Origin of the sequence: Deinococcus marmoris DSM 12784, from assembly GCF_000701405.1 — a bacterium.
Lineage (GTDB): Bacteria > Deinococcota > Deinococci > Deinococcales > Deinococcaceae > Deinococcus > Deinococcus marmoris.
In genome coordinates, this window is the sequence record NZ_JNIV01000092.1 from 1 (window position 1) to 18,280 (window position 18,280).

Consider the following 18,280-nt stretch of genomic DNA (forward strand, 5'->3'; position numbering starts at 1 on the left):
CGTTCGACTTGCATGTCTTAAGCACGCCGCCAGCGTTCACCCTGAGCCAGGATCAAACTCTCCATAAAATGGTCTAGCACTGAAATCAGAGATTTCAGATGTTAGTGTGTTTGGTCCAAGCTTTCGCTTGGCTGCCCCCTTCCGTAGAAGCGGGTCTGCTTTGAAGTCCACAGGCCAAAGCCCGTGTCTTCTGTTTTCGTGAATCTGGAGCCACTTCCCATTGGAAGCGCCGTTCACCCGCCTCTGTCGAAGCGGTCCTGCTCTCTCTCTGCGTGTGTTGTCATGCGGCCCGCCTCACTCGGAGGCTCAGAAAAGATACAGGCCATTCCCTGTTCTGTCAACCTCTGCTGGATTACTATTTTGATAGGGCAGACCAGAAAGCTGAAAAACGAAGTCTCAAACACGGTGTCAGGTGACATTTACGCGGCCAGCTTCCCGTGCCTCGCGCAGCAATTCGGACAGGCGAGACAGGCAGCGGCTGTACTTCTTGGCGTACGCGCCGTGACGATACGTGTCGTCGAACAGCGTTCCCAGGGGCGCGCCTGTGAAGGCAGCGGGCAGACCCAGGTCATACAGCTTGTCGATGAAATGAACAAAACGCAGGGCGACGTTCTGATCGTCCATCGGGACCAGATTCAGGACGCCCACCGCGCCCACGCCAGACAGCAGCCCGGCAAAACGGCTGGGATGAATTTTCAGTAGGTGGCGGTTCAGGTCACGGTGACTCAGCGTGGCCAGGGTGGCGGGGTTTTGCATGGCTTCCCAGACCAGATATTCCGGCCCAGAAAACACGTCTTCAGGTTTCGTGCCGCGCTGGCGGAAATCGGGGCCGTCCAGACGGTGGGTCTCGAAGCGGCTGGCGATGCCCTGAATCTGGCGCTGGAAGTCGCCCGCATTGAAGCGCCCCTGGCCTAGCGCACCGGGTTCGGTGTTGCTGGTGGCGATCACGGAGGTTCCGCCGGGCATCAACTGGCCCAGAAACGTATTTGCCATGTGGGTGTTGCCGGGATCGTCCAGCTCGAATTCGTCGATGAGCAGCAGATCATGGCCCCGGAAGGCGTCTACCGCGCGGGTCATGCCCAGCGCGCCGATCAGGTACATCAGGTCCTGAAAGCTCATGATGGCGCGCACTCCGCTGGACGCGTGATAGGCGCTGGCGAGCAGGTGCGTCTTGCCCACGCCGAAGCCGCCGTCCAGATACAGGCCGCGTCCTTCCGGGGTACGGCGGCGAAACAGGCGCAGGCCGCCGGGCTTTTGCCGCGCGGTCTCCACAAACGTTTGAAGGTTGTCGCGCGCCGCCGCCTGACTGGGGTATTCAGGATTGGGCCGGTACGTCCCGAAGCGCACGTCCTGAAATCGGGCGCTGGGCAACAGCTCCGCCGTGAGCGCCAGCGGATCGGGGGCGGGATTGCGGGTCAGGAGATCAATCATGGTTTTTGATGGGTAATGGTTGAAAGTTGATGGAGAACAACCTGGGGAACTTGACGGTGGGAGCCTGCCCGGTGGCCCCCCCTCCCCACCCCTCTCGTGCCGAGCTGTACCAGTCCCCCACGAGGAGGGAGGGAGCCAGAAAACTTAGACCCACAGACCCTTTGACCCCTACCTATGGACTTCAAGTTCAACCTTGTAGTTGCCGCGCCGGGTTTCGTTGACCACACGCTTGAAGTCGATGCGGCCCAGGCCATCGGCACTGAGACTGTCGCCCTCACGGATGTCGCTGCTGGCGCGGGCGGGGCCGCCGTTGAGGCGCACCTTGCCGCCGTCGATACCCTGCTGGAAATACGCGCGGCTGACGCCGAAGCCCTTTGCGCCCACCACGTCCACGCGCATGGACGGCACCACCACCTCGCGGATCTTGCTGCCCCGGCCCGCCGTCTCGCCGATTTCCTCGACTTCAATGTCGCGGCCCCCCAGCACAGTCAGGGATTCCAGGGTCTGGGCGGCCTTGCCCGTGGCGGCGATCAGAAAGCTTCCGCGTTCCTCGCGTACGTCGCCCAGTTGGTCCTCGTTCAGTTCCAGGCGGCGCAGTTGCACCAGGAAATCCTGCTCATCCCACTCGGGGGCGGCCTGGGCAGGAGTCAGGCGCAACACAGTCACGCCAGCATCCACCTCTGGAATGTGGGCGGGATACAGCGTCAGCACCACGCGGCGCGCGTCGGGGAAGCCGCCAGCGATACGGTGGCGCAGGTCTTCGTCGTTCAGGAGGCGACGATCTATCTCGTCACCGTCCAGGAATCCGGTGCGGACCACGCGGCCTCCGCGCGCCTGGGCCACCAATGTGGAGAGTTTCTGCTTCATGCTCAGCAGGATAGTGCGTGGGGCAGAGGAGCGTGAGAGTCGGGCAAGCAGTTGTCTGAGAGCGCTACAACGGTTTAAACCCCTCAGTCCGCTTCGCGGCCAGCTCCCCTCAAAAGGGAGCCGAGAGGGGCGCAATTGCCTGCCAGAGGGGACATTCTTGCCAGGAATGCGCTTCCTCTAGATTCTGCAAAACACTAAACTCTAAAACCGATTCCGTTCTGAGCTAAATTACGCTAAGCTGTCCGTATGACCGAACCGTTCGACGCCGCCCTGCGTCCCAAGACGCTGACCGAATACGTGGGCCAGGAAAAGTTGAAGGACAAGCTGACCGTGTACCTCCAGGCTGCCAAGGGCCGCCGCGAGGCGCTGGACCACACGCTGCTGTTCGGGCCGCCAGGGCTGGGCAAGACCACGCTGGCGCACATCATCGCCGCCGAACTGGGCGTGAATATCCGCGTGACCTCTGGCCCGGCCATCGAGAAGCCCGGCGATCTGGCGGCCATCCTGACCAACAGTCTGGAGGAAGGCGACGTGCTGTTTATCGACGAGATTCACCGTCTGGGGCGCGTGGCAGAGGAACATCTGTATCCGGCGATGGAGGATTTCAAGCTGGACATCGTGCTGGGGCAGGGGCCAGCGGCGCGCACCATCGAGCTGCCGCTGCCGCGCTTCACGCTGGTGGGCGCGACGACGCGGCCTGGATTGATCAGCGCGCCGATGCGCTCGCGGTTTGGGATCATTGAACATCTGGAGTACTACACCCCCGAGGAAATCGCCACCAACCTGCTGCGCGACGCCCGGTTGCTGGGATTCGGGCTGGTGGAAGAGGCCGCGCTGGAAATCGGGGGGCGCTCGCGCGGGACCATGCGAATCGCCAAGCGGCTGCTGCGCCGGGTGCGCGATTACGCCGAGGTGGCCGGGGAAAACACCATTGAGCTGGAGCGGGCCTACAGCGCGCTGGACAAGCTGGGGCTGGACGCGGCGGGGCTGGATGACCGCGACAAGAAGTACCTGGAAACGCTGATCCACCGTTTCGCGGGTGGGCCGGTGGGCGTGGATACCCTGGCCACGGCCATCTCCGAGGACGCATTGACCCTGGAAGACGTGTACGAGCCGTACCTGATCCAACTGGGGTTTATCAAGCGCACGCCGCGCGGACGCGTGGCGACGGCCCACGCCTATGACCACCTGGGACTGCCCGTGGGCGGCTCGGACGGGGACCTGGGATTTTATACGAATTGAGGTTTTTCCCCTGTGACAGAACCGCTAATGGGACAGGGTTTCTGACGTAGACCGTCCTCAAAGCACCTACTGTCTCTGGCCCGCCGAACATTCTGGCCAGTTTGGCGGGGCTGCGCGGCTGGCCCTGAGGAAGCTGGCGCAGGACGACCCAGACGCGTCACTGAAAGTTGCTGAAACGAACTTCCGCATTCAGCATCCAGATCGGCCCGCGAGCGCTGGAGGTGGGCACGGCGCGGCATCTTCCGGCAATGTGACGGCGTGATACTCGGCACACAGCCTGGCGAGGGACGGTGGCAGGCGCACTCTGTTTCCCGCACCCGTGGGGGAGCCAGATCACGTCTGCACATCACTGCCGCCGTCCTCTAGACTTTCCTTCATGAGCGCCCCCCAGGTTCAGGTCTTCGGCACGAAAAAGAGCAAGGAAACCCGCGCCGCCGAGCGGTTTTTCAAGGAGCGGCAGGTCAAGATCCATTTCGTGGACCTGACGCAGCGCCCGATTGCCAGAGGGGAACTGACCCGCTTTGTCCAGAAATTTGGCCTGAATGAACTGCTGGATCTGGAGGGCAAAGCCTACGAGCGCAGCAATCTGGCGTATCTGCGAACCACCGAGGAAGGCGTGATCGCCAAGGTGATCGAGACACCCGAACTGCTGCGGCTGCCCCTGGTGCGCGGCGGCAAGGTGCTGAGCGTGGGCGAGGATCTGGACGGCTGGAAAGCCATGCTGGAGGAGGCGCAGTGACTGTTGTGGTAGGGGTGGGAACTGAGGCCGGGATAGAGACGCGGCGCTGGGGAACACTCCCGGACGGGCAGGACGTGCAGCTTTTCGTGTTGCGTGCCCCCAACGGCGTGACCGTCACGCTGGGCGAGTACGGCGCGCGGCTGCTGCGGGTGCAGATGCCGGACCGGGACGGCGTGCCCGGCGACGTGATGCTGGGCCACCCCGATCTGACGGCTTACTTGGAGCAGGAGGACGCGCTGTATTTCGGCGCGACGGTGGGCAGGGTTGCCAACCGGACGGCGCGTGGGCGTTTTGAATTGGGCGGGCAGGAGTACCAACTGGCCCTCAACAATCCGCCCAACCATCTGCACGGCGGTCCCGGCGGTTTTCATGCCGTGCGCTGGGAAGGGACGGCGCTGGAAGGCGACGAGAGCCTGAACGGCGTGGCCTTCCGGTATCACAGCCCAGACGGCGAGGAAGGCTATCCGGGTGCGGTGGACGTGACGGCCCGCTACACCCTCGGTGACGATGGCTGGCTGAGCCTGGACTGCTGGGCCAGCACCGACGCGTCCACGCCACTGAACCTGACCAACCACGCCTACTGGAATCTGGCAGACGGCGGCGCGGGCAGCGTGCTGGATCACACCCTTCTGCTTCCCGCCGCCCGGTTTCTAGCCGTGGACGACAACGCGATTCCAGTTGCAGTCACGCAAGTGGAGGGCACGCCCTTCGACTTCCGCACGGGCAAACCGCTGGGGCAGGATCTGGACGTGGACGACGCGCAGCTCTGGGGGGCAGGCGGTTACGATCATCATTTCGTTCTCCTGAACGGCGGCGAGGGTCTGAAGCAGGCGGCGGTCCTGGCTGACCCCGCCAGCGGACGCCGCATGGAAGTCTGGACCACCGAGAACGGCGTGCAGCTCTACAGTGGCAATTTCCTGGGCGGCAGCTCTCCGGGCGGCAGCGTCGTGGGGTGGAACGGAGAGCGCTACGGGAAGCACTCGGCGCTGTGCCTGGAAACCCAGCAGGCCCCCGATGCGCTGAACCAGCCCGAGCTGGACCGCCTGGGTGCAGGCTCGATCATCGTGCAGCCGGGTCAGACGTACCACACGCGCACCCGGTGGCACTTCTCGGTCACGCACTAGCTTCCCGCACTGGCTGACGGTGGCGGGTGGGACCAGGGCTGCAATGCACCTGACCGCCAGACCCTAGAATCCCTTCCACATGCGCCTGGCCATCATCGCGGACATTCACGGCAACCTGGACGCGCTGCTCGCCGTGCTGGCCGACGCGCAGGCGCAGGGCGCAGAGCGGTTGGTGGTCAACGGCGACGTGGTCAACCGGGGGCCAGACTCGGTGGCGGCGCTGGAAACGCTGCTGGCACGGGGGGACGTGAGCTTCACACTGGGCAACCACGACGACCTGCTGCGGCTGTGGGACGCCCGCAGCCCGGACCTGCCCGCCGAATGGTTCAATGACCCTTTCTGGGGGGCCACCGCTTGGAGCGCCGAACAACTGAACAGCGCCGGGCTGCTGCACATTCCCGCCGACTGGCCCATGACCCGGACAGTGGAGATTCCAGGGCTTCCCAGCGTGCTGATCGCCCACGGTTCGCCGCAGCATTACCGCGAGGGCCTCAGCGAAAGAACCAGCCCCGAACGCGTGCAGGAGCTGAGCGCCGGACACGGCGTCCTGATCGGGTCGCACATCCACCGCCCCGCGCAGGCGTGGGTGGGCGGCGTGCTGGTGCTGAACACGGGAGCGGTGGGCGCACCTGCAAACGGTGATCCGCGTGCCCAGTACCTGCTCCTGACAGCGGGGGCGGACGGCTGGCACACTGAATTCCGGGCCGTCCCCTATGACCGTACAGGTGTGCTGGCACGCTTCGGCAGCAGCGGTCTGCTGGACACCGGCCTCAGCGCGCAGATCTTCCGGGAGGAGATCATCAGCTCACGCAGTCTGTACACGCCGTACTGGTCCTGGACCGAGCACGAAAGGCTGCCGCGCGATACCCGGACCTGGGACACTTTTCTGCGCCGCCTCCCCGCCAGAAAGCCATAGAAAAACCCGCCCAATCAAGGGCGGGCGGAAAGCTCAGGAGAGGCTTTACTTGAAGGTGGGGGGAATCAGGACGCTGTCGATGGGATAGACGGCGCTGTTGCCCACGATGATCGGGGTGACGTTCACAGTCGCGCCGACGATGTCCTGATTGGTCAGCACGCCGATGCTCAGCACGCCGGCCTTGGTCTGGAGATCCAGGCTGCTGCCTTCCAGGCTGCGGAGCTGCGTGCCCTGGAGCATGGTGTCGTTCACGCGGCCCGTGACCACATGGAAGCTCAGAACCTGCTTGAGAAGGGCCTTATCGGCCATCAGGCGGTCCAGGGTGGCCTTGGGCACCTTGGCGAAGGCGTCGTTGGTGGGGGCAAACACCGTCACGTCGGTGGCCATCAGGGGAGTGGTCAGCTCAGCGGTCTGGAGCAGGCTCAGCAGGGTGCTGAACTGAGGCTCGGAGGCCAGACGCTGTTCCAGGGTCATGGCACCCGTGGCGGCTGCCGGGGTGGGCGAGACGGGCGCAGCCGGAGGGGTCATGACGGGCGCGGGAGCCGCAGGAGCGGGCGCAGCAGGTGCCGTTGCAGCGGGAGCGGCAGGCGCAGGCAGCTTCAGGGCAGGGGCGATCAGCACGGCGTTGATGGGATAGACGGCGCTGTTGCCCACGATGATCGGGGTGGTGTTCACGGTTGCGCCGGTGATGTCGCCGTTGGTCAGCACGCCGATCATCAACACGCCTGCCGTGTCCTTGAGGTCCAGGCTGCCGCCCTCCAGGCTACGCAGTTGCGTGCCCTTGAGGTCCGCTTCCATAACGCGGCCAGTCACGACGTGGAAGCTCAGGGCCTGCTTGAGCAGCGCCTTGTCGGCCATCAGGGCGTCCAGCGTGGCCTTGGGCACCTTGGCGAAGGCGTCGTTGGTGGGGGCAAACACCGTCACGTCGGTGGCCATCAGGGGGGTGGTCAGCTCAGCGGTCTGGAGCAGGCTCAGCAGGGTGCTGAACTGAGGCTCGGAGGCCAGACGCTGTTCCAGGGTCATGGCACCCGTGACGGCGGCTGGGGCGGGCGAGACCGGGGCTGCGGGCGGCACGGCCACCGGAGCGGGCGCAGCGGGGGCCGCAGCCGCAGGGGCCGCGACTGGAGCGGCAGTGCCCAGCACCAGCGTCGGGGGAATCAGGACGCTGTCGATGGGATAGACGGCGCTGTTGCCCACGATGATCGGGGTGACGTTCACGGTTGCGCCGACGATGTCCTGGTTATTCAGCACACCGATGCTCAGCACGCCCGCCTTGGTCTGGAGATCCAGGCTGCTGCCTTCCAGACTGCGGAGCTGGGTGCCCTGGAGCATGGTGTCGGTCACGCGGCCCGTGACCACGTGGAAGCTCAGAACCTGCTTGAGCTTGGCGTCGTCGGCCATCAGGGCGTCCAGGGTGGACTGGGGCACCTTGGCGAAGGCGTCGTTGGTGGGGGCGAACACCGTCACATCGGTGGCCATCAGGGCGTCAGCCAGTCCGGCCTTCTGAATAAGGCTCAGCAGGGTGCTGAACTGGGCTTCACCTTGCAGGCGCGAAACCAGCGTCTCGGCTCCGGTGGCCGTGGTGGTGGCCGGGGCCGTTACAACAGGCGCAGGGGCCGGGGCAGGCGCGGGCGTTGCAACCGGTGCAGGAGCAGGCGCGGGCGTCGCCACGGGCGCGGGGGCCGGTGCGGGCGCAGCAGCAGGGGCCGGGGCGGCGGGTGCCGGAGCAGCGGGAGCAGGCGCAGCGGCCACCGGAGCCTCAGCCGGGGTGGGCGGGGCAGGCAGCTTCAGGGTGGGGGGCAGCAGCACCTTATCGATGATGTAGATGATGCCGTTGTCAGCCGTGTCCACGGTGGCCGTGACGTTCGCGCCGGCGACCATCTGGGTGGTGCCGTCCTTCGTGAGCGCCAGGCTGCTGCCTTCCAGGCTGCTGATCTGGCTCTCGGCAGAAACCTGCTCCGCCGTCATCTTGCCGGTCACGATGTGATACAGCAGCACCTGTTGCAGCGTGTTGGGATCACTGGCGATCAGGGCCAGCGTCTCGGGATCGACGGCAGCGAACGCCTCGTTGGTGGGCGCGAAGATGGTGTACTCGTTGTCCATCAGGATGTCGGTGATGCCCGCATCGCTGAGCAGATCGCGCAGGGTGCTGAAGCGTTCATCGGCCACGATCACGTCGTACAGCGAGTTGGTGTTCATCTCGGCCATGTCGGCGTCTGTGGTATCGGTGGCGACCGTGTCGGTGGTCGTGACGGTATCCGTGGTGGTGGTGGTGTCGGTGGCCACGGGCGCTTCTACAACGGCTGGCGCTTCCACGACAGGGGCCGGAGCGGCAGACGTCGCGCCGCTCAGGGGCAGCGCAGGAATTTCGGTAATGCTGGTGGCCGCCTGGGCCATCGGCATTTCCGGTGCAGGCGCGGCCTCGGCCACCGGCTCGGCGGCTGGGGCGGCTTCGGCGACAGGCGCTTCAGCGGCAGGGGCCTCGGCGACAGGCTCGGCCATCTCTTCGGTCGCAGGCTCGGCTTCTGTCACAGGTTCGGCGGTGGCCGCCGGGGCAGGCATCAGCACGGTGTCGATGATGTGGACGATGCCGTTGCAGGCCACCACGTCGGCCTTGCTGACGGTGGCGTTGTCGATCATGACCTTGCCGTCACTCATCGTGACCAGGAAACTGGTTCCCTGGGCCGTCTTGCCGGAGGTCATGCCCATGACCTGCTGGGCCGTGACCTTACCAGGCACAACGTGATACAGCAGGATGTTCTTGAGGGCCTCGGGATCGTTCAGGACGGCGGCCAGCGTGTCGCTGGGCAGCTTGGCAAACGCGGCGTTGGTGGGCGCGAAGACCGTGTAACTGCCGCCTTGGAGCGTCTCGGTCAGTCCGGCAGCTTCCACGGCAGTGGCCAGCGTGCTGAAGTTAGCGTCGCTGGTCACGATCTGCGCGATGGACATGCAGGTGGGGGCGGGCTTGGCGACAGGCGCGCCTGCGCCGCCGGCCAGGGCGGGGGTGGCGAGCAACAGGCCGAGCGTAATGAGACTGGTTTGCTTCTTCATGAATTCACCTCTGACAGAAATGGGCTGATGATAGTCCGGCACTTAATCTTCACCACCCCACGATGAAAAGCAACTTATAGAAGAATTGGGACAGGTCATGTAAACGAAATGGCAGCAAGCGACGCCCTCTTCTCATTCTGGGCACATATGGCAAGCAGCTTCCCCTGTCATCCGCCCGCGTTTTCCCCATCGCAGGAGAGGCGCTCCTGCCCTCAGGCTCCAGATCAAGCACAACCGGGCAGCGGCGTTTTCATAAGGCGCTGTTTCAGACCGTGTCCCAGAAAGCCGAGAAGACCCCGACCTGATCTGTAGCTGAACGAGTTGTGGCTGAATGGGTTGTGTCTGGACCCAATGTGCCGTGCCAGACCTGCCCCTGCATTCATCTGCCACAGCCTCTCGGACGCTGTTCAGATCGAGCTTCCCGTCAGCCGGTAGCGCTCCCCTGAACTGGCCACCCTGTTCTCACCTGAGACATCAACATGCTGTCATTCGCAGTGGGCATGCATTCATGAGAGTAAGCTGACCAGGGCGTCTGCTCTTCAGACCAGCCCCCAGGCGCGGCTGAGAAACCAGCATGGCGGAAGCGATTGTTTAACGTGTGGTCGGTCAGATTGACTGGCAGCAAAGCGGTTTTCCCGCGCTACCCCCGATCAGGGGCAGGACTGAAAGAAATTTGAAATACCTCATATTCCAGAGTGACAAGCGTATATTTTCTCTCTTTCCTCTCTGTGTGGGAATTCGCAGCGTATTTCATGAAACTGCCAGCTTTTCGGTCACTTGATCCCCGTGCTACTTGACCCACGCGCCACTTGACCCCCGTGCCACTCGCCCCCTGTGCCCTGCCCGGAGTTCGCCAGATGTCCACCCACATGCCAATCCAGACCATCGCGCTGTACACCGAGGGCACCTATCCCCAGGCCCACGGCGGCGTCAGCGTGTGGGTGGACCAACTGGTGCGGGGTCTGGACGATCACCAGTTTGTGGTGCAGGCCATTTCCGGGATTCCCTTCGCCAGAGCGGCGGTGCAGATGCCCAGCAACGTGAGCTTCACGCAGGTGCCGCTGTGGGGTGCGCCGCCGTCCGCCCTGGTTCGTAACGACACCGCCCGCAGGCGAGGGGCCGAGGACGCCTACCTGACCCTGCTGGACGGGCTGTGTACGCTGGACCTGGACCTGTTCGCGGCAGGATTACAGGCGCTGAGTACGCTGGGCCAGGGCGGGGGCTTTACCGCACTGCTGGACACGCCACGGGTGGCCCGGCTGACGCTGGACACCTGGGCAGGCCATGCGGCGCAGCAGGCCAGTAGCCGCGTCCGTGGTGAACCCCGGCTGCCACTGCCCACCGTGGCCGACGCCCTGGACGCCCTGATGTGGCTGGAACACGCGCTGCGTCCGCTGGGCCACGCGGCCCCGCAGGCCCAGGTGGGGCATGCCGTCAGCAACGGCTTTGCCGGACTGCTGGCACTACACGGCCTGTGGTCCCACGGCACCCCCTTCGTGCTGACCGAACACGGCGTCTACCTGCGCGAGCGCTACATGGAATTTCGCCGCAGTTCCTACAGCCCCGGCTTCAAGGGGATGCTGCTGCGTTTCTACCGTCTGCTATGCAGTCTGGTCTACCGCGAGGCCACCCTGGTCCTGCCGGGTTCACACTACAACCGCCGCTGGGAAGAGCGTCTGGGAGCGCATCCCGACAAGATCCACTGCGTGTACAACGGCATCGACCCCGACGTCTTCCCGCACGCCGAGGAGGAACCCGCAGAGAGCGTGGTGAGCTGGGTGGGCCGCATCGATCCCCTGAAAGACATCGAAACGCTGATCCGCGCCTTCGATCTGGTGCGGCGGCGCAACGCGGGCGCGCAGCTTCGGCTGTTCGGCGGCACCCCGGCGGGCAACGAGGGCTACCTGTTCCAGTGCCAGAGCCTGACCCAGCAACTGAATCTGACCGAGAACGTGACCTTCGAGGGCCGTATCGACGACATCACCGACGCCTACCGCGCCGGGCAGGTGGTGGCCCTGACCAGCGTCAGCGAGGGCTTTCCGTACACCGTGATCGAGGCGATGGCGATGGGCCGCCCACCCGTGGCCACCCGCGTGGGCGGCGTGCCCGAGGCGGTGGGCGACGCCGGACTGATCGTGCGCCCGCGCGACGTGATGGGCGTGGCCAGCGCATTGACCCGCCTGCTGGACGACGCCCCGCTGCGCGCCCGCCTGGGCCGCGCCGCCCGCGAGCGCGTGATGGAACTGTTTACCCTGGACGGCTGCCTGGACGCCTACCGCCGGGCCTATCCGCTGGTGATCGCCGGGGGGAAAGGGCTGTGAACCGTGAAAGCAGCCGCGATACGGTGCGCGCCCGACTGCTCAGGGTGACGGGCGACAACAAGTTCAACCCGGTGCCCTCTGCCTCAGTCCAGGCCCCGACACCACCAGCTTCTGAGCCGGCTGCAGAACAGTCCGTGCAGTCCAGTCCCTTTCAGGACATAGGACTTCCTGACCCACACCTCCGGGATATTCAGGCCTGGGATGCACATTCCTGGAATACACAGCCTCAGGACACACGCTCCCTGAACACGCAGCTCCAGCGGACGGCCCCCGGCCACACGGGCACGCGGACCAGCGCCGCCCGCACCCGCCTGCAACTGCCCGGCGAACTGCCCGAGCGGCTGCGCGAGGTGGACCTGAAACTGGCCGCCGAACGCGCCAGCGCCGTGGACGCCGAGGAACTGGCCGCCTACCTGGAAGCCGACGGCCTGGGCGACGAGATCCTGAAAGACCGTTACGGCGCGGACGGGCTGTTCGACGCCGCCGAGATGCTGTACCGGCAGAAGGGAACGGGACGGGCGCTGGACCGCGTGCCTGCGCCCGTCACCCCCGCCTTTCCGTGGCACATGCTGCCGCGCGGGCCGCTGTACCTGCTGCCGGGTCTGGCGGGCCTGCTGATCGCGGGCGCGCTGGGCAAGGCCGCCGAGAGCGCCTTCATCCTGGCGGCGGCCTTCGGCTGGGGCTGGACCATGACTGTGGCCGGGGTGCGCTATGCCGAACCCTTCGCGGTGCCGGGCCGCGCCCTGCGAACCACGCTCCTGGTCAGCGCCGGGGCCGGACTGCTGGGCGGGGCGGGCGTCGCGGCAGCGCTGGGGGGCGACGTGCTGATCGGCGCGCTGGTGGGCGGCGCAGTGGCCCTGTCCAGCGGCGCGGCAGGCGTGCTGCTGTCGCTGGGGCAACTGGGGCAGTTTGCCGGGGCCTTTGCCAGCCCGCTGCTGGCCGCCGGAATCGTGATGTCGCTGCCCTCACGCGGGGCGGCGCTGTTCGCGCTGGGGCTGCTGGCCGCCGTGCCCACCTTGACTGCCCTGAACGTGACCCGCCCACGCGGCAGCCTGAGCGCCAGCCTATCCACGCTGCGCCCGCACCTGCCCCACGCCGTGTACGGCTGGGCGATGGCCGCCGCCTTCGTGGCCCTGAGTGCGCGGATCGGCACCTGGCCGCTGCTGCCGGTGATCCTGGGAGCCGGACTGCTGGAAGCGGGCGTGTGGCACGCGCAGGAACGCCTTCAGGTCGCGGCGCGGACCCTGCGGACCCTGATCCATCTGCGCCGGATAGGGCTGCCCACCGTGCTGCTGAGCGCCGCTGGCTACGGCCTGGCCCTGGGTGCGGGCCTGGCGCTGCTGTCCGTGCTGCGGGTGCCGGTCAACCTGAACCTCTCCCTGCTGACGGTGGCCCTGTACGGAGCGGCGTTGCTGCTCAGTTCCTGGCTGGCCAACCAGCGCCGCCTGGGCTTTTTAACGGCGATCTGGGCACTGGGTGCCGCCGCCCTGGTGCTGGGCCTGCCCCCTCCCCTGTTCGCCCTGCTCACGCTACTTGCTCTGCTGTTTCCCACCCTGCACACCCTCTCTGACCCCAGGAGTTACCGCTGATGACCCAGACCACCCTGCCTGCCCCCCACACCCCTACCTCTTCCCAGCGCCCGCTGGTGGCCGTGACCGGCGCGGACGGCTTTATCGGCTCGCACCTGACCGAGGAACTGGTCCGCGCGGGTTACCGCGTCAAGGCCATGGCCATCTACAACTCGCAGGGGTCCTACGGCTGGCTGGACACCGTCCCTGCCGAGACTATGCAGCATGTGGAGGTGCAACTGGGCGACGTGCGTGACGCCGGAAGCGTGCGCGAGCTGATGCGGGACGCCCAGACCGTGTACCACCTGGCCGCCCTGATCGCCATTCCCTACTCCTACGTCGCGCCGCGCTCCTACGTGGAAACCAACATCACTGGCACCCTGAACGTGCTGGAAGCCGCCCGCGATCTGGGCACCGGGCGCGTCGTCCATACCTCTACCAGCGAGGTCTACGGCACCGCCCGCACCGCGCCCATCCACGAGTCTCACCCCTTGCAGGGGCAGTCGCCGTACTCGGCCACCAAGATCGGCGCGGATAAGCTGGCCGAGAGCTATTACCTGAGCTTCGAGCTGCCGGTGGTGACCCTGCGCCCCTTCAACACCTACGGCCCGCGCCAGAGCGCCCGCGCGGTCATTCCCACCATCATTTCCCAGGTGGCGGCGGGACGGCGCGAGATCAAACTGGGTGACCTGCGCCCCACCCGCGACTTCAATTACGTGCTGGACACCGCCCGCGCCTTCCGGGCCGTGGGTGAGGCCGGGCCGGAGGTGCTGGGCCGGGTGCTGAATGCCGGATCGGGCCGCGAGATCACCGTGGGCGACACCGTGAAGCTGATCGGACAGGTGATGGGCGCGGACCTGGACGTGACCCAGGAAGACCAGAGACTGCGCCCCGAGGGCAGCGAGGTCATGCGCCTGCTGGCGGACCACTCCGAGCTGAGCAAGCTGACCGGCTGGCAGCCCAGCTTGACGCTGGAAGAGGGCCTCAGGCGCACCGCCGAGTGGTTCACCGATCCCGCCAATCTGGCCCGCTACCGCGTCGATCAATACACCGTTTGATTCGCCGTCTAAGAGTTATCTGAGCGTTAATTAACGGTCTGAAACTTCTCTGAAACGTGTCGGCTGCTTAACTGACCGCAGACGAGAAAGAGTCCTCACCGCGAACTCACCCCAGATTCATTCCTGCCCGTCCGCTGGCAGGAGAAGGAGGAACCCATGCACGCAGTTATCCTGGCCGGAGGAAAAGGCACCCGCCTGCGCCCCTACACCACCTGTGTTCCCAAACCACTGGTGCCCATCGGCGATACCTACTCGATCCTGGAAATCGTGCTACATCAGTTGCGCGCCCACGGCTTCGCTTCGGTGACGCTGGCGGTGGGGCACATGGGCCACCTGATCCGCGCCTTTGTGGGCGACGGCAGCCGCTACGGCCTGAAGGTGGAGTACACCGACGAGGAAACCCCGCTGGGCACCATCGGCCCGGTGCTGAACGTGCTGGACAGCCTGCCCGAGCAGTTCCTGGTCATGAACGGCGACGTGCTGACCAATCTGAACTACGGCACCTTCCTGCAACGGCATATCCAGTCGGAGCGCTCAGTGACCGTGGCCACCTACAACCGCGAGATCAAGAGCGAATTTGGCGTACTGGACGTCAACGAGGCCAGCAACCAGATCGTCGCCTTCCGCGAGAAGCCCACGGTGCATTTTCAGGTCAGCATGGGCGTCTACGCCGTTTCCCGCGAGTCGCTGCGCGGCTACACGCCGGGGCAGGTGCTGGGCTTCGACACCCTGATGCTGGACCTGCTGGCCGCCCAGGATTTCCCCGGCAGCGACCTGTTCGGCGGCTACTGGCTGGATATTGGCCGCCCCGAGGACTACGACATGGCCAACCGCGAGTGGCAGGAGATGTCCGCCATTCTGCTGCCCCACCTGACGCTGAGCGCCGCCGATTAGCATGCCCGGCGCTGATCCGCCCAGTTTCCCCCGGCCCAGTTCCTCGACTGGTCCGGTGCTGGTGCTGGGCGCACGCGGCTTTCTGGGCGCGCAGATCGTGGGTGCGTTGGAAGCGGCAGGCCAGTCGGTGCGTGTCACGCCGCCGAGCGATCTGACGGCGGCCCCGCGTGCCGACTGGGACGCCCTGCTGGACGGCGTTTCAGGCGTTATCAACGCCGCCGGACGCACGTTCGGCAGCCCCAGCGAACTGACCCGCGCCAACGCCCTGCTGCCCGCGCGGGTGCTGGAAGAGATGGCCCGTATGGACGCTGGGGGCGCAAAACTGGTCCATCTGGCCTCTGCCGCCGAGTACGGTTTTGCGGAGGAAGGCCACGCCTCGTGCGAGGACGGTCCGGCGCGGCCCCTATCGCCCTACGGCGCGTCCAAACTGGCCGGAACCGTGCTGACCGAAGAGGCCGTCCGCAGCGGGCGCATTCAGGCGGCAGTGTTGCGCCTGACCAACCCGCTGGGCGCGGGCATCGGTGCGGGCACCCTGCCGGGCCGCGCCGCCCGCGAACTGTCGGTGGCGGCGCAGGAAGGCCGGGATACGGTGCGCTTCGGGCCGCTGGGTGCGCGCCGTGATTTCGTGGACGCCCGTGACGTGGCCCGCGCCGCGCTGCACGCCCTGACCTCGGATCTGAGCGGCGTGGTCAATGTAGGCAGCGGTCAGGCGCGTCCAGTGCGCGATCTGGTGGACGGTCTGGTGGCCCTCACCGGCTTCCGGGGTCAGATTCTGGAAGACGCCCCCGGCAGCCCCCGCAGCGGCGACGTGCCGTATCAACGGGCCGATCTCTCGCGGCTGCTGGACAGCGGTTTTGCGCCGCAGTACAGCTTTCACGACTCGCTGGACGCGCTGTTGCGGGGACTGGACCCAGCCGCAGGCAGGACAGCCGTGCCGGGCTGAGAACCTGGCTTTCCACCAATCATTTCTGACTGCACCCAATCCCTTACTGACCGTGCCTCCTGGCCTTTTCAAAATCACCCCCTCCTGCTGGCAAGCTTCACACCCATTTTCCCCTGCGTCACCTTTGTGAAAGACCAGATCGTCCCCGAAATCGAGGAATCTGCCATGAGTAAAAAACTGCTGCTTTCGGCCCTGACCCTGTCTCTGCTGCTGGCTTCCTGCGCCGCTCCGCGCGAAGCCCAGGTCACACCCTCTGCGCCCGCTGTGGATTTCCCTGTGCCAGACGACGCCGCTGGACCCGACGGTTCGGGCCAGACCATCGTGCCGCGCAGCGATTACAACCGCGACCACAGCGAGGAACACAACGACGAGATCACGATCATTCCCCCCGATCCCAAGCCGGGCAACCTGCCCACCCGCGCCCGCCTGGGCGAGGCCACCGTTCTCAAAGGCAACCGGCTGAGCGCCCAGGCGCTGCCTGCCAACGCCCAGACCGACAGCGTGAACCTGCGGGTTCTGGTGATCAGCAGCGGGGCAGGGGATTTCGGGCTGGACAGCGCCACCGCCATGTTGCAGCAGGGCGGCGTGCCGTTCGACGTGCTGGACGCCAGTCAGGTTTCATTGGGGCAGGGCAACCTGATCAATACAGACGGCAGTGGCAAGTATCAGGGCGTGGTCCTGACCAGCAACGCGCTGGTGGCCGAGACTAGCCCCGGCGTGTACACCAGCGCCCTGGACAGCAGCGAATGGGACACCCTGTTCCAGTACGAGGCGGCCTACAAGGTGCGCCAACTGGCGCTGTACGGCTACCCTGGCGTCGCGCCGGAGGACTACGGCCTGCGGGCCGTGGCAGGCGCAGAGACCTCGACGACCTCGATGACGCCCAACGCGGCGGGTAAGGCGGTCTTTAAAGATTTGACCGGTGCAGCACTGCCCGTGCAGTACGCCTTCAGCTATCCGTCCACGACCGTCGATATTCCTGGCGTGACCACCACGCCGCTGCTCACGGACCCGCAGGGGCGTGTGCTGGCCGCCACCAGCACCGCCGCCGACGGGCGCGAGAGATTGCTGGTGACCGTGGCCGAGAATCCCTACCTGCGCCACACCCAACTGATGAGCTACGGACTGGTGCAGTGGTTGACCAGGGGGGTCCACCTGGGCGAACACCGCCGCTTTTTGCAGGTGGACATTGACGACCACTTCTCGGCTGGGGACCACCTGAACGCGCAGACCGGGCAGGTGTACCCACAGCCCTTCCGCCTGAGCGGCTCGGACATGCTGTCGGTGAGGGACCAGCAGACGGGCATCGGGCAGGCGTTTCCGGTGGCGCGCAACTTCCGGTATGCGATGGCCTTCAACGGCGGCGGCGCTTTCCCCAATGCTCCGGCCTCATGCAACCTGGGCATCAGCACGCCGGACCTGCTGACCAGCGTGAGCAAGTGCGTCAAGGGCAGCTTCGACTGGGTGAATCACACCCGCGACCACTTACGTATGGACGTGATGGACCTGGCGACGGCCAAGACCCAGCTCAACGGCAACATTACGATTGCCAACAAGCTGGGGCTGCCCGTCAGCAGGAAGGCGCTGGTGACCGGCGAACACAGCGGCCTGGGCAACATGGACCCCAATGACGACGGTACGCAAAACGACAACGGCACCAACCCAGTCAAGCAGGATCTGGGGCTGGGCCGCAGCAACCCCAATCTGCTCTCGGCTGCCGTCAGTGCCGGGATGCGGTATATCGCATCGGACCACAGCGTCGCCAGCCAGCGCGACGACTCGTGCGCTGGCTGCGGCGTCCAGCACCCGCTGAACGCCAACATCTTCCTGGTGCCGCGCTGGCCCACCAACGTGCATTACCACGTCACCACCCCGGACGAGGCGGCAGCCTCCTACAACAGCATCTACGCGCCCGGCGGCATCCGCCCGTACTGGGACCGCGCGCTGAGTTACGACGAGATCATGGACAAGGACAGCGACTTCACGCTGAACCACATTCTGGGCGGCCAAGCCTTCCCGCACTACATGCACCAGCCCAACCTGCGCCAGTACGCCGCTGGCAAGAGCCTGGCCAGCGACTGGGCACGCGCCGCGCTGGTCAAGTATAGCCAGTACAGCACCCTGCC

The 18,280-nt window shown here is 65.8% G+C and carries 13 protein-coding genes and 1 rRNA gene; 10 read left to right on the forward strand and 4 right to left on the reverse strand.

What is annotated here, in order from left to right; all coding sequences use genetic code 11:
- The 3 genes from Q319_RS0118015 to Q319_RS0118030 form a co-directional block, all read right to left on the reverse strand.
- A 16S ribosomal RNA gene (locus tag Q319_RS0118015) occupies positions 1–68 on the reverse strand; the annotation flags it as partial.
- 340 nt (positions 69–408) lie between these two features.
- A complete protein-coding gene (gene zapE / locus Q319_RS0118025; RefSeq protein ID WP_029483842.1) occupies positions 409–1,431 on the reverse strand; it encodes a cell division protein ZapE in 1,023 nt (340 codons plus the stop codon).
- 168 nt (positions 1,432–1,599) lie between these two features.
- Positions 1,600–2,298, reverse strand: coding sequence for a S4 domain-containing protein (locus tag Q319_RS0118030; RefSeq protein WP_029483843.1), 699 nt, complete (start codon positions 2,296–2,298; stop codon positions 1,600–1,602).
- A 246-nt stretch (positions 2,299–2,544) separates the two neighbouring features.
- Here Q319_RS0118030 and ruvB point away from each other — a divergent pair, with 246 nt between their 5' ends.
- The 4 genes from ruvB (at position 2,545) to Q319_RS0118050 (ending at position 6,319) form a co-directional block, all read left to right on the forward strand.
- On the forward strand, positions 2,545–3,540 hold the full coding sequence (gene ruvB / locus Q319_RS0118035; protein WP_029483844.1) for a Holliday junction branch migration DNA helicase RuvB: 996 nt from the start codon (positions 2,545–2,547) through the stop codon (positions 3,538–3,540).
- 376 nt (positions 3,541–3,916) lie between these two features.
- Positions 3,917–4,279 carry an ArsC/Spx/MgsR family protein gene (locus tag Q319_RS0118040; protein ID WP_029483845.1) on the forward strand — a complete coding sequence of 121 codons (363 nt, stop codon included), beginning with the start codon at positions 3,917–3,919 and terminating at the stop codon, positions 4,277–4,279.
- Positions 4,276–5,403 carry an aldose epimerase family protein gene (locus tag Q319_RS0118045; protein ID WP_245619346.1) on the forward strand — a complete coding sequence of 376 codons (1,128 nt, stop codon included), beginning with the start codon at positions 4,276–4,278 and terminating at the stop codon, positions 5,401–5,403. The genes Q319_RS0118040 and Q319_RS0118045 overlap by 4 nt, the downstream gene beginning before the upstream one ends.
- Positions 5,404–5,482: 79 nt before the next feature.
- Positions 5,483–6,319, forward strand: coding sequence for a metallophosphoesterase family protein (locus Q319_RS0118050; RefSeq protein ID WP_029483847.1), 837 nt, complete (start codon positions 5,483–5,485; stop codon positions 6,317–6,319).
- Positions 6,320–6,364: 45 nt separating this feature from the next.
- On the opposite strand, the gene Q319_RS26455 is transcribed toward Q319_RS0118050, so the two are convergent.
- On the reverse strand, positions 6,365–9,370 hold the full coding sequence (locus Q319_RS26455; protein WP_081846145.1) for a fasciclin domain-containing protein: 3,006 nt from the start codon (positions 9,368–9,370) through the stop codon (positions 6,365–6,367).
- Between the two features lie 857 nt (positions 9,371–10,227).
- On the opposite strand from Q319_RS26455, the gene pelF reads away from it, so the two are divergent.
- The 6 genes from pelF to Q319_RS0118085 all read left to right on the forward strand — a co-directional run.
- Positions 10,228–11,691, forward strand: a complete 1,464-nt coding sequence (gene pelF, locus Q319_RS0118060) for a GT4 family glycosyltransferase PelF (RefSeq protein ID WP_029483849.1) — start codon at positions 10,228–10,230, stop codon at positions 11,689–11,691.
- Positions 11,688–13,280: a hypothetical protein gene (locus Q319_RS0118065; protein WP_245619348.1), complete on the forward strand. Its 1,593-nt coding sequence runs from the start codon at positions 11,688–11,690 to the stop codon at positions 13,278–13,280. The genes pelF and Q319_RS0118065 overlap by 4 nt, the downstream gene beginning before the upstream one ends.
- Entirely contained in the window at positions 13,280–14,317 is a 1,038-nt protein-coding gene (locus Q319_RS0118070) for an NAD-dependent 4,6-dehydratase LegB (RefSeq protein WP_051655529.1), read from the forward strand. The genes Q319_RS0118065 and Q319_RS0118070 overlap by 1 nt, the downstream gene beginning before the upstream one ends.
- Positions 14,318–14,473: 156 nt before the next feature.
- The gene (locus Q319_RS0118075) at positions 14,474–15,211 is read left to right on the forward strand and encodes a nucleotidyltransferase family protein (protein ID WP_029483852.1); all 738 of its coding nucleotides are present in this window, start codon (positions 14,474–14,476) and stop codon (positions 15,209–15,211) included.
- 1 nt (position 15,212) lies between these two features.
- Positions 15,213–16,154 carry an NAD-dependent epimerase/dehydratase family protein gene (locus Q319_RS0118080; RefSeq protein WP_051655530.1) on the forward strand — a complete coding sequence of 314 codons (942 nt, stop codon included), beginning with the start codon at positions 15,213–15,215 and terminating at the stop codon, positions 16,152–16,154.
- Positions 16,155–16,319: 165 nt separating this feature from the next.
- On the forward strand, positions 16,320–18,280 hold a 1,961-nt coding region (locus tag Q319_RS0118085; protein WP_034415731.1), incomplete at its 3' end, for an Agd3-related carbohydrate-binding protein.

Bases quoted from the DNA above. Each gene is read 5' to 3' on its own strand.
- pelF (WP_029483849.1), top strand. From the start codon at position 10,228: ATGTCCACCCACATGCCAATCCAGACCATCGCGCTGTACACCGAGGGC.
- zapE (WP_029483842.1), bottom strand. From the start codon at position 1,431: ATGATTGATCTCCTGACCCGCAATCCCGCCCCCGATCCGCTGGCGCTC.
- Q319_RS26455 (WP_081846145.1), bottom strand. From the start codon at position 9,370: ATGAAGAAGCAAACCAGTCTCATTACGCTCGGCCTGTTGCTCGCCACC.
- Q319_RS0118075 (WP_029483852.1), top strand. From the start codon at position 14,474: ATGCACGCAGTTATCCTGGCCGGAGGAAAAGGCACCCGCCTGCGCCCC.
- ruvB (WP_029483844.1), top strand. From the start codon at position 2,545: ATGACCGAACCGTTCGACGCCGCCCTGCGTCCCAAGACGCTGACCGAA.
- Q319_RS0118080 (WP_051655530.1), top strand. From the start codon at position 15,213: ATGCCCGGCGCTGATCCGCCCAGTTTCCCCCGGCCCAGTTCCTCGACT.
- Q319_RS0118070 (WP_051655529.1), top strand. From the start codon at position 13,280: ATGACCCAGACCACCCTGCCTGCCCCCCACACCCCTACCTCTTCCCAG.
- Q319_RS0118050 (WP_029483847.1), top strand. From the start codon at position 5,483: ATGCGCCTGGCCATCATCGCGGACATTCACGGCAACCTGGACGCGCTG.
- Q319_RS0118030 (WP_029483843.1), bottom strand. From the start codon at position 2,298: ATGAAGCAGAAACTCTCCACATTGGTGGCCCAGGCGCGCGGAGGCCGC.
- Q319_RS0118040 (WP_029483845.1), top strand. From the start codon at position 3,917: ATGAGCGCCCCCCAGGTTCAGGTCTTCGGCACGAAAAAGAGCAAGGAA.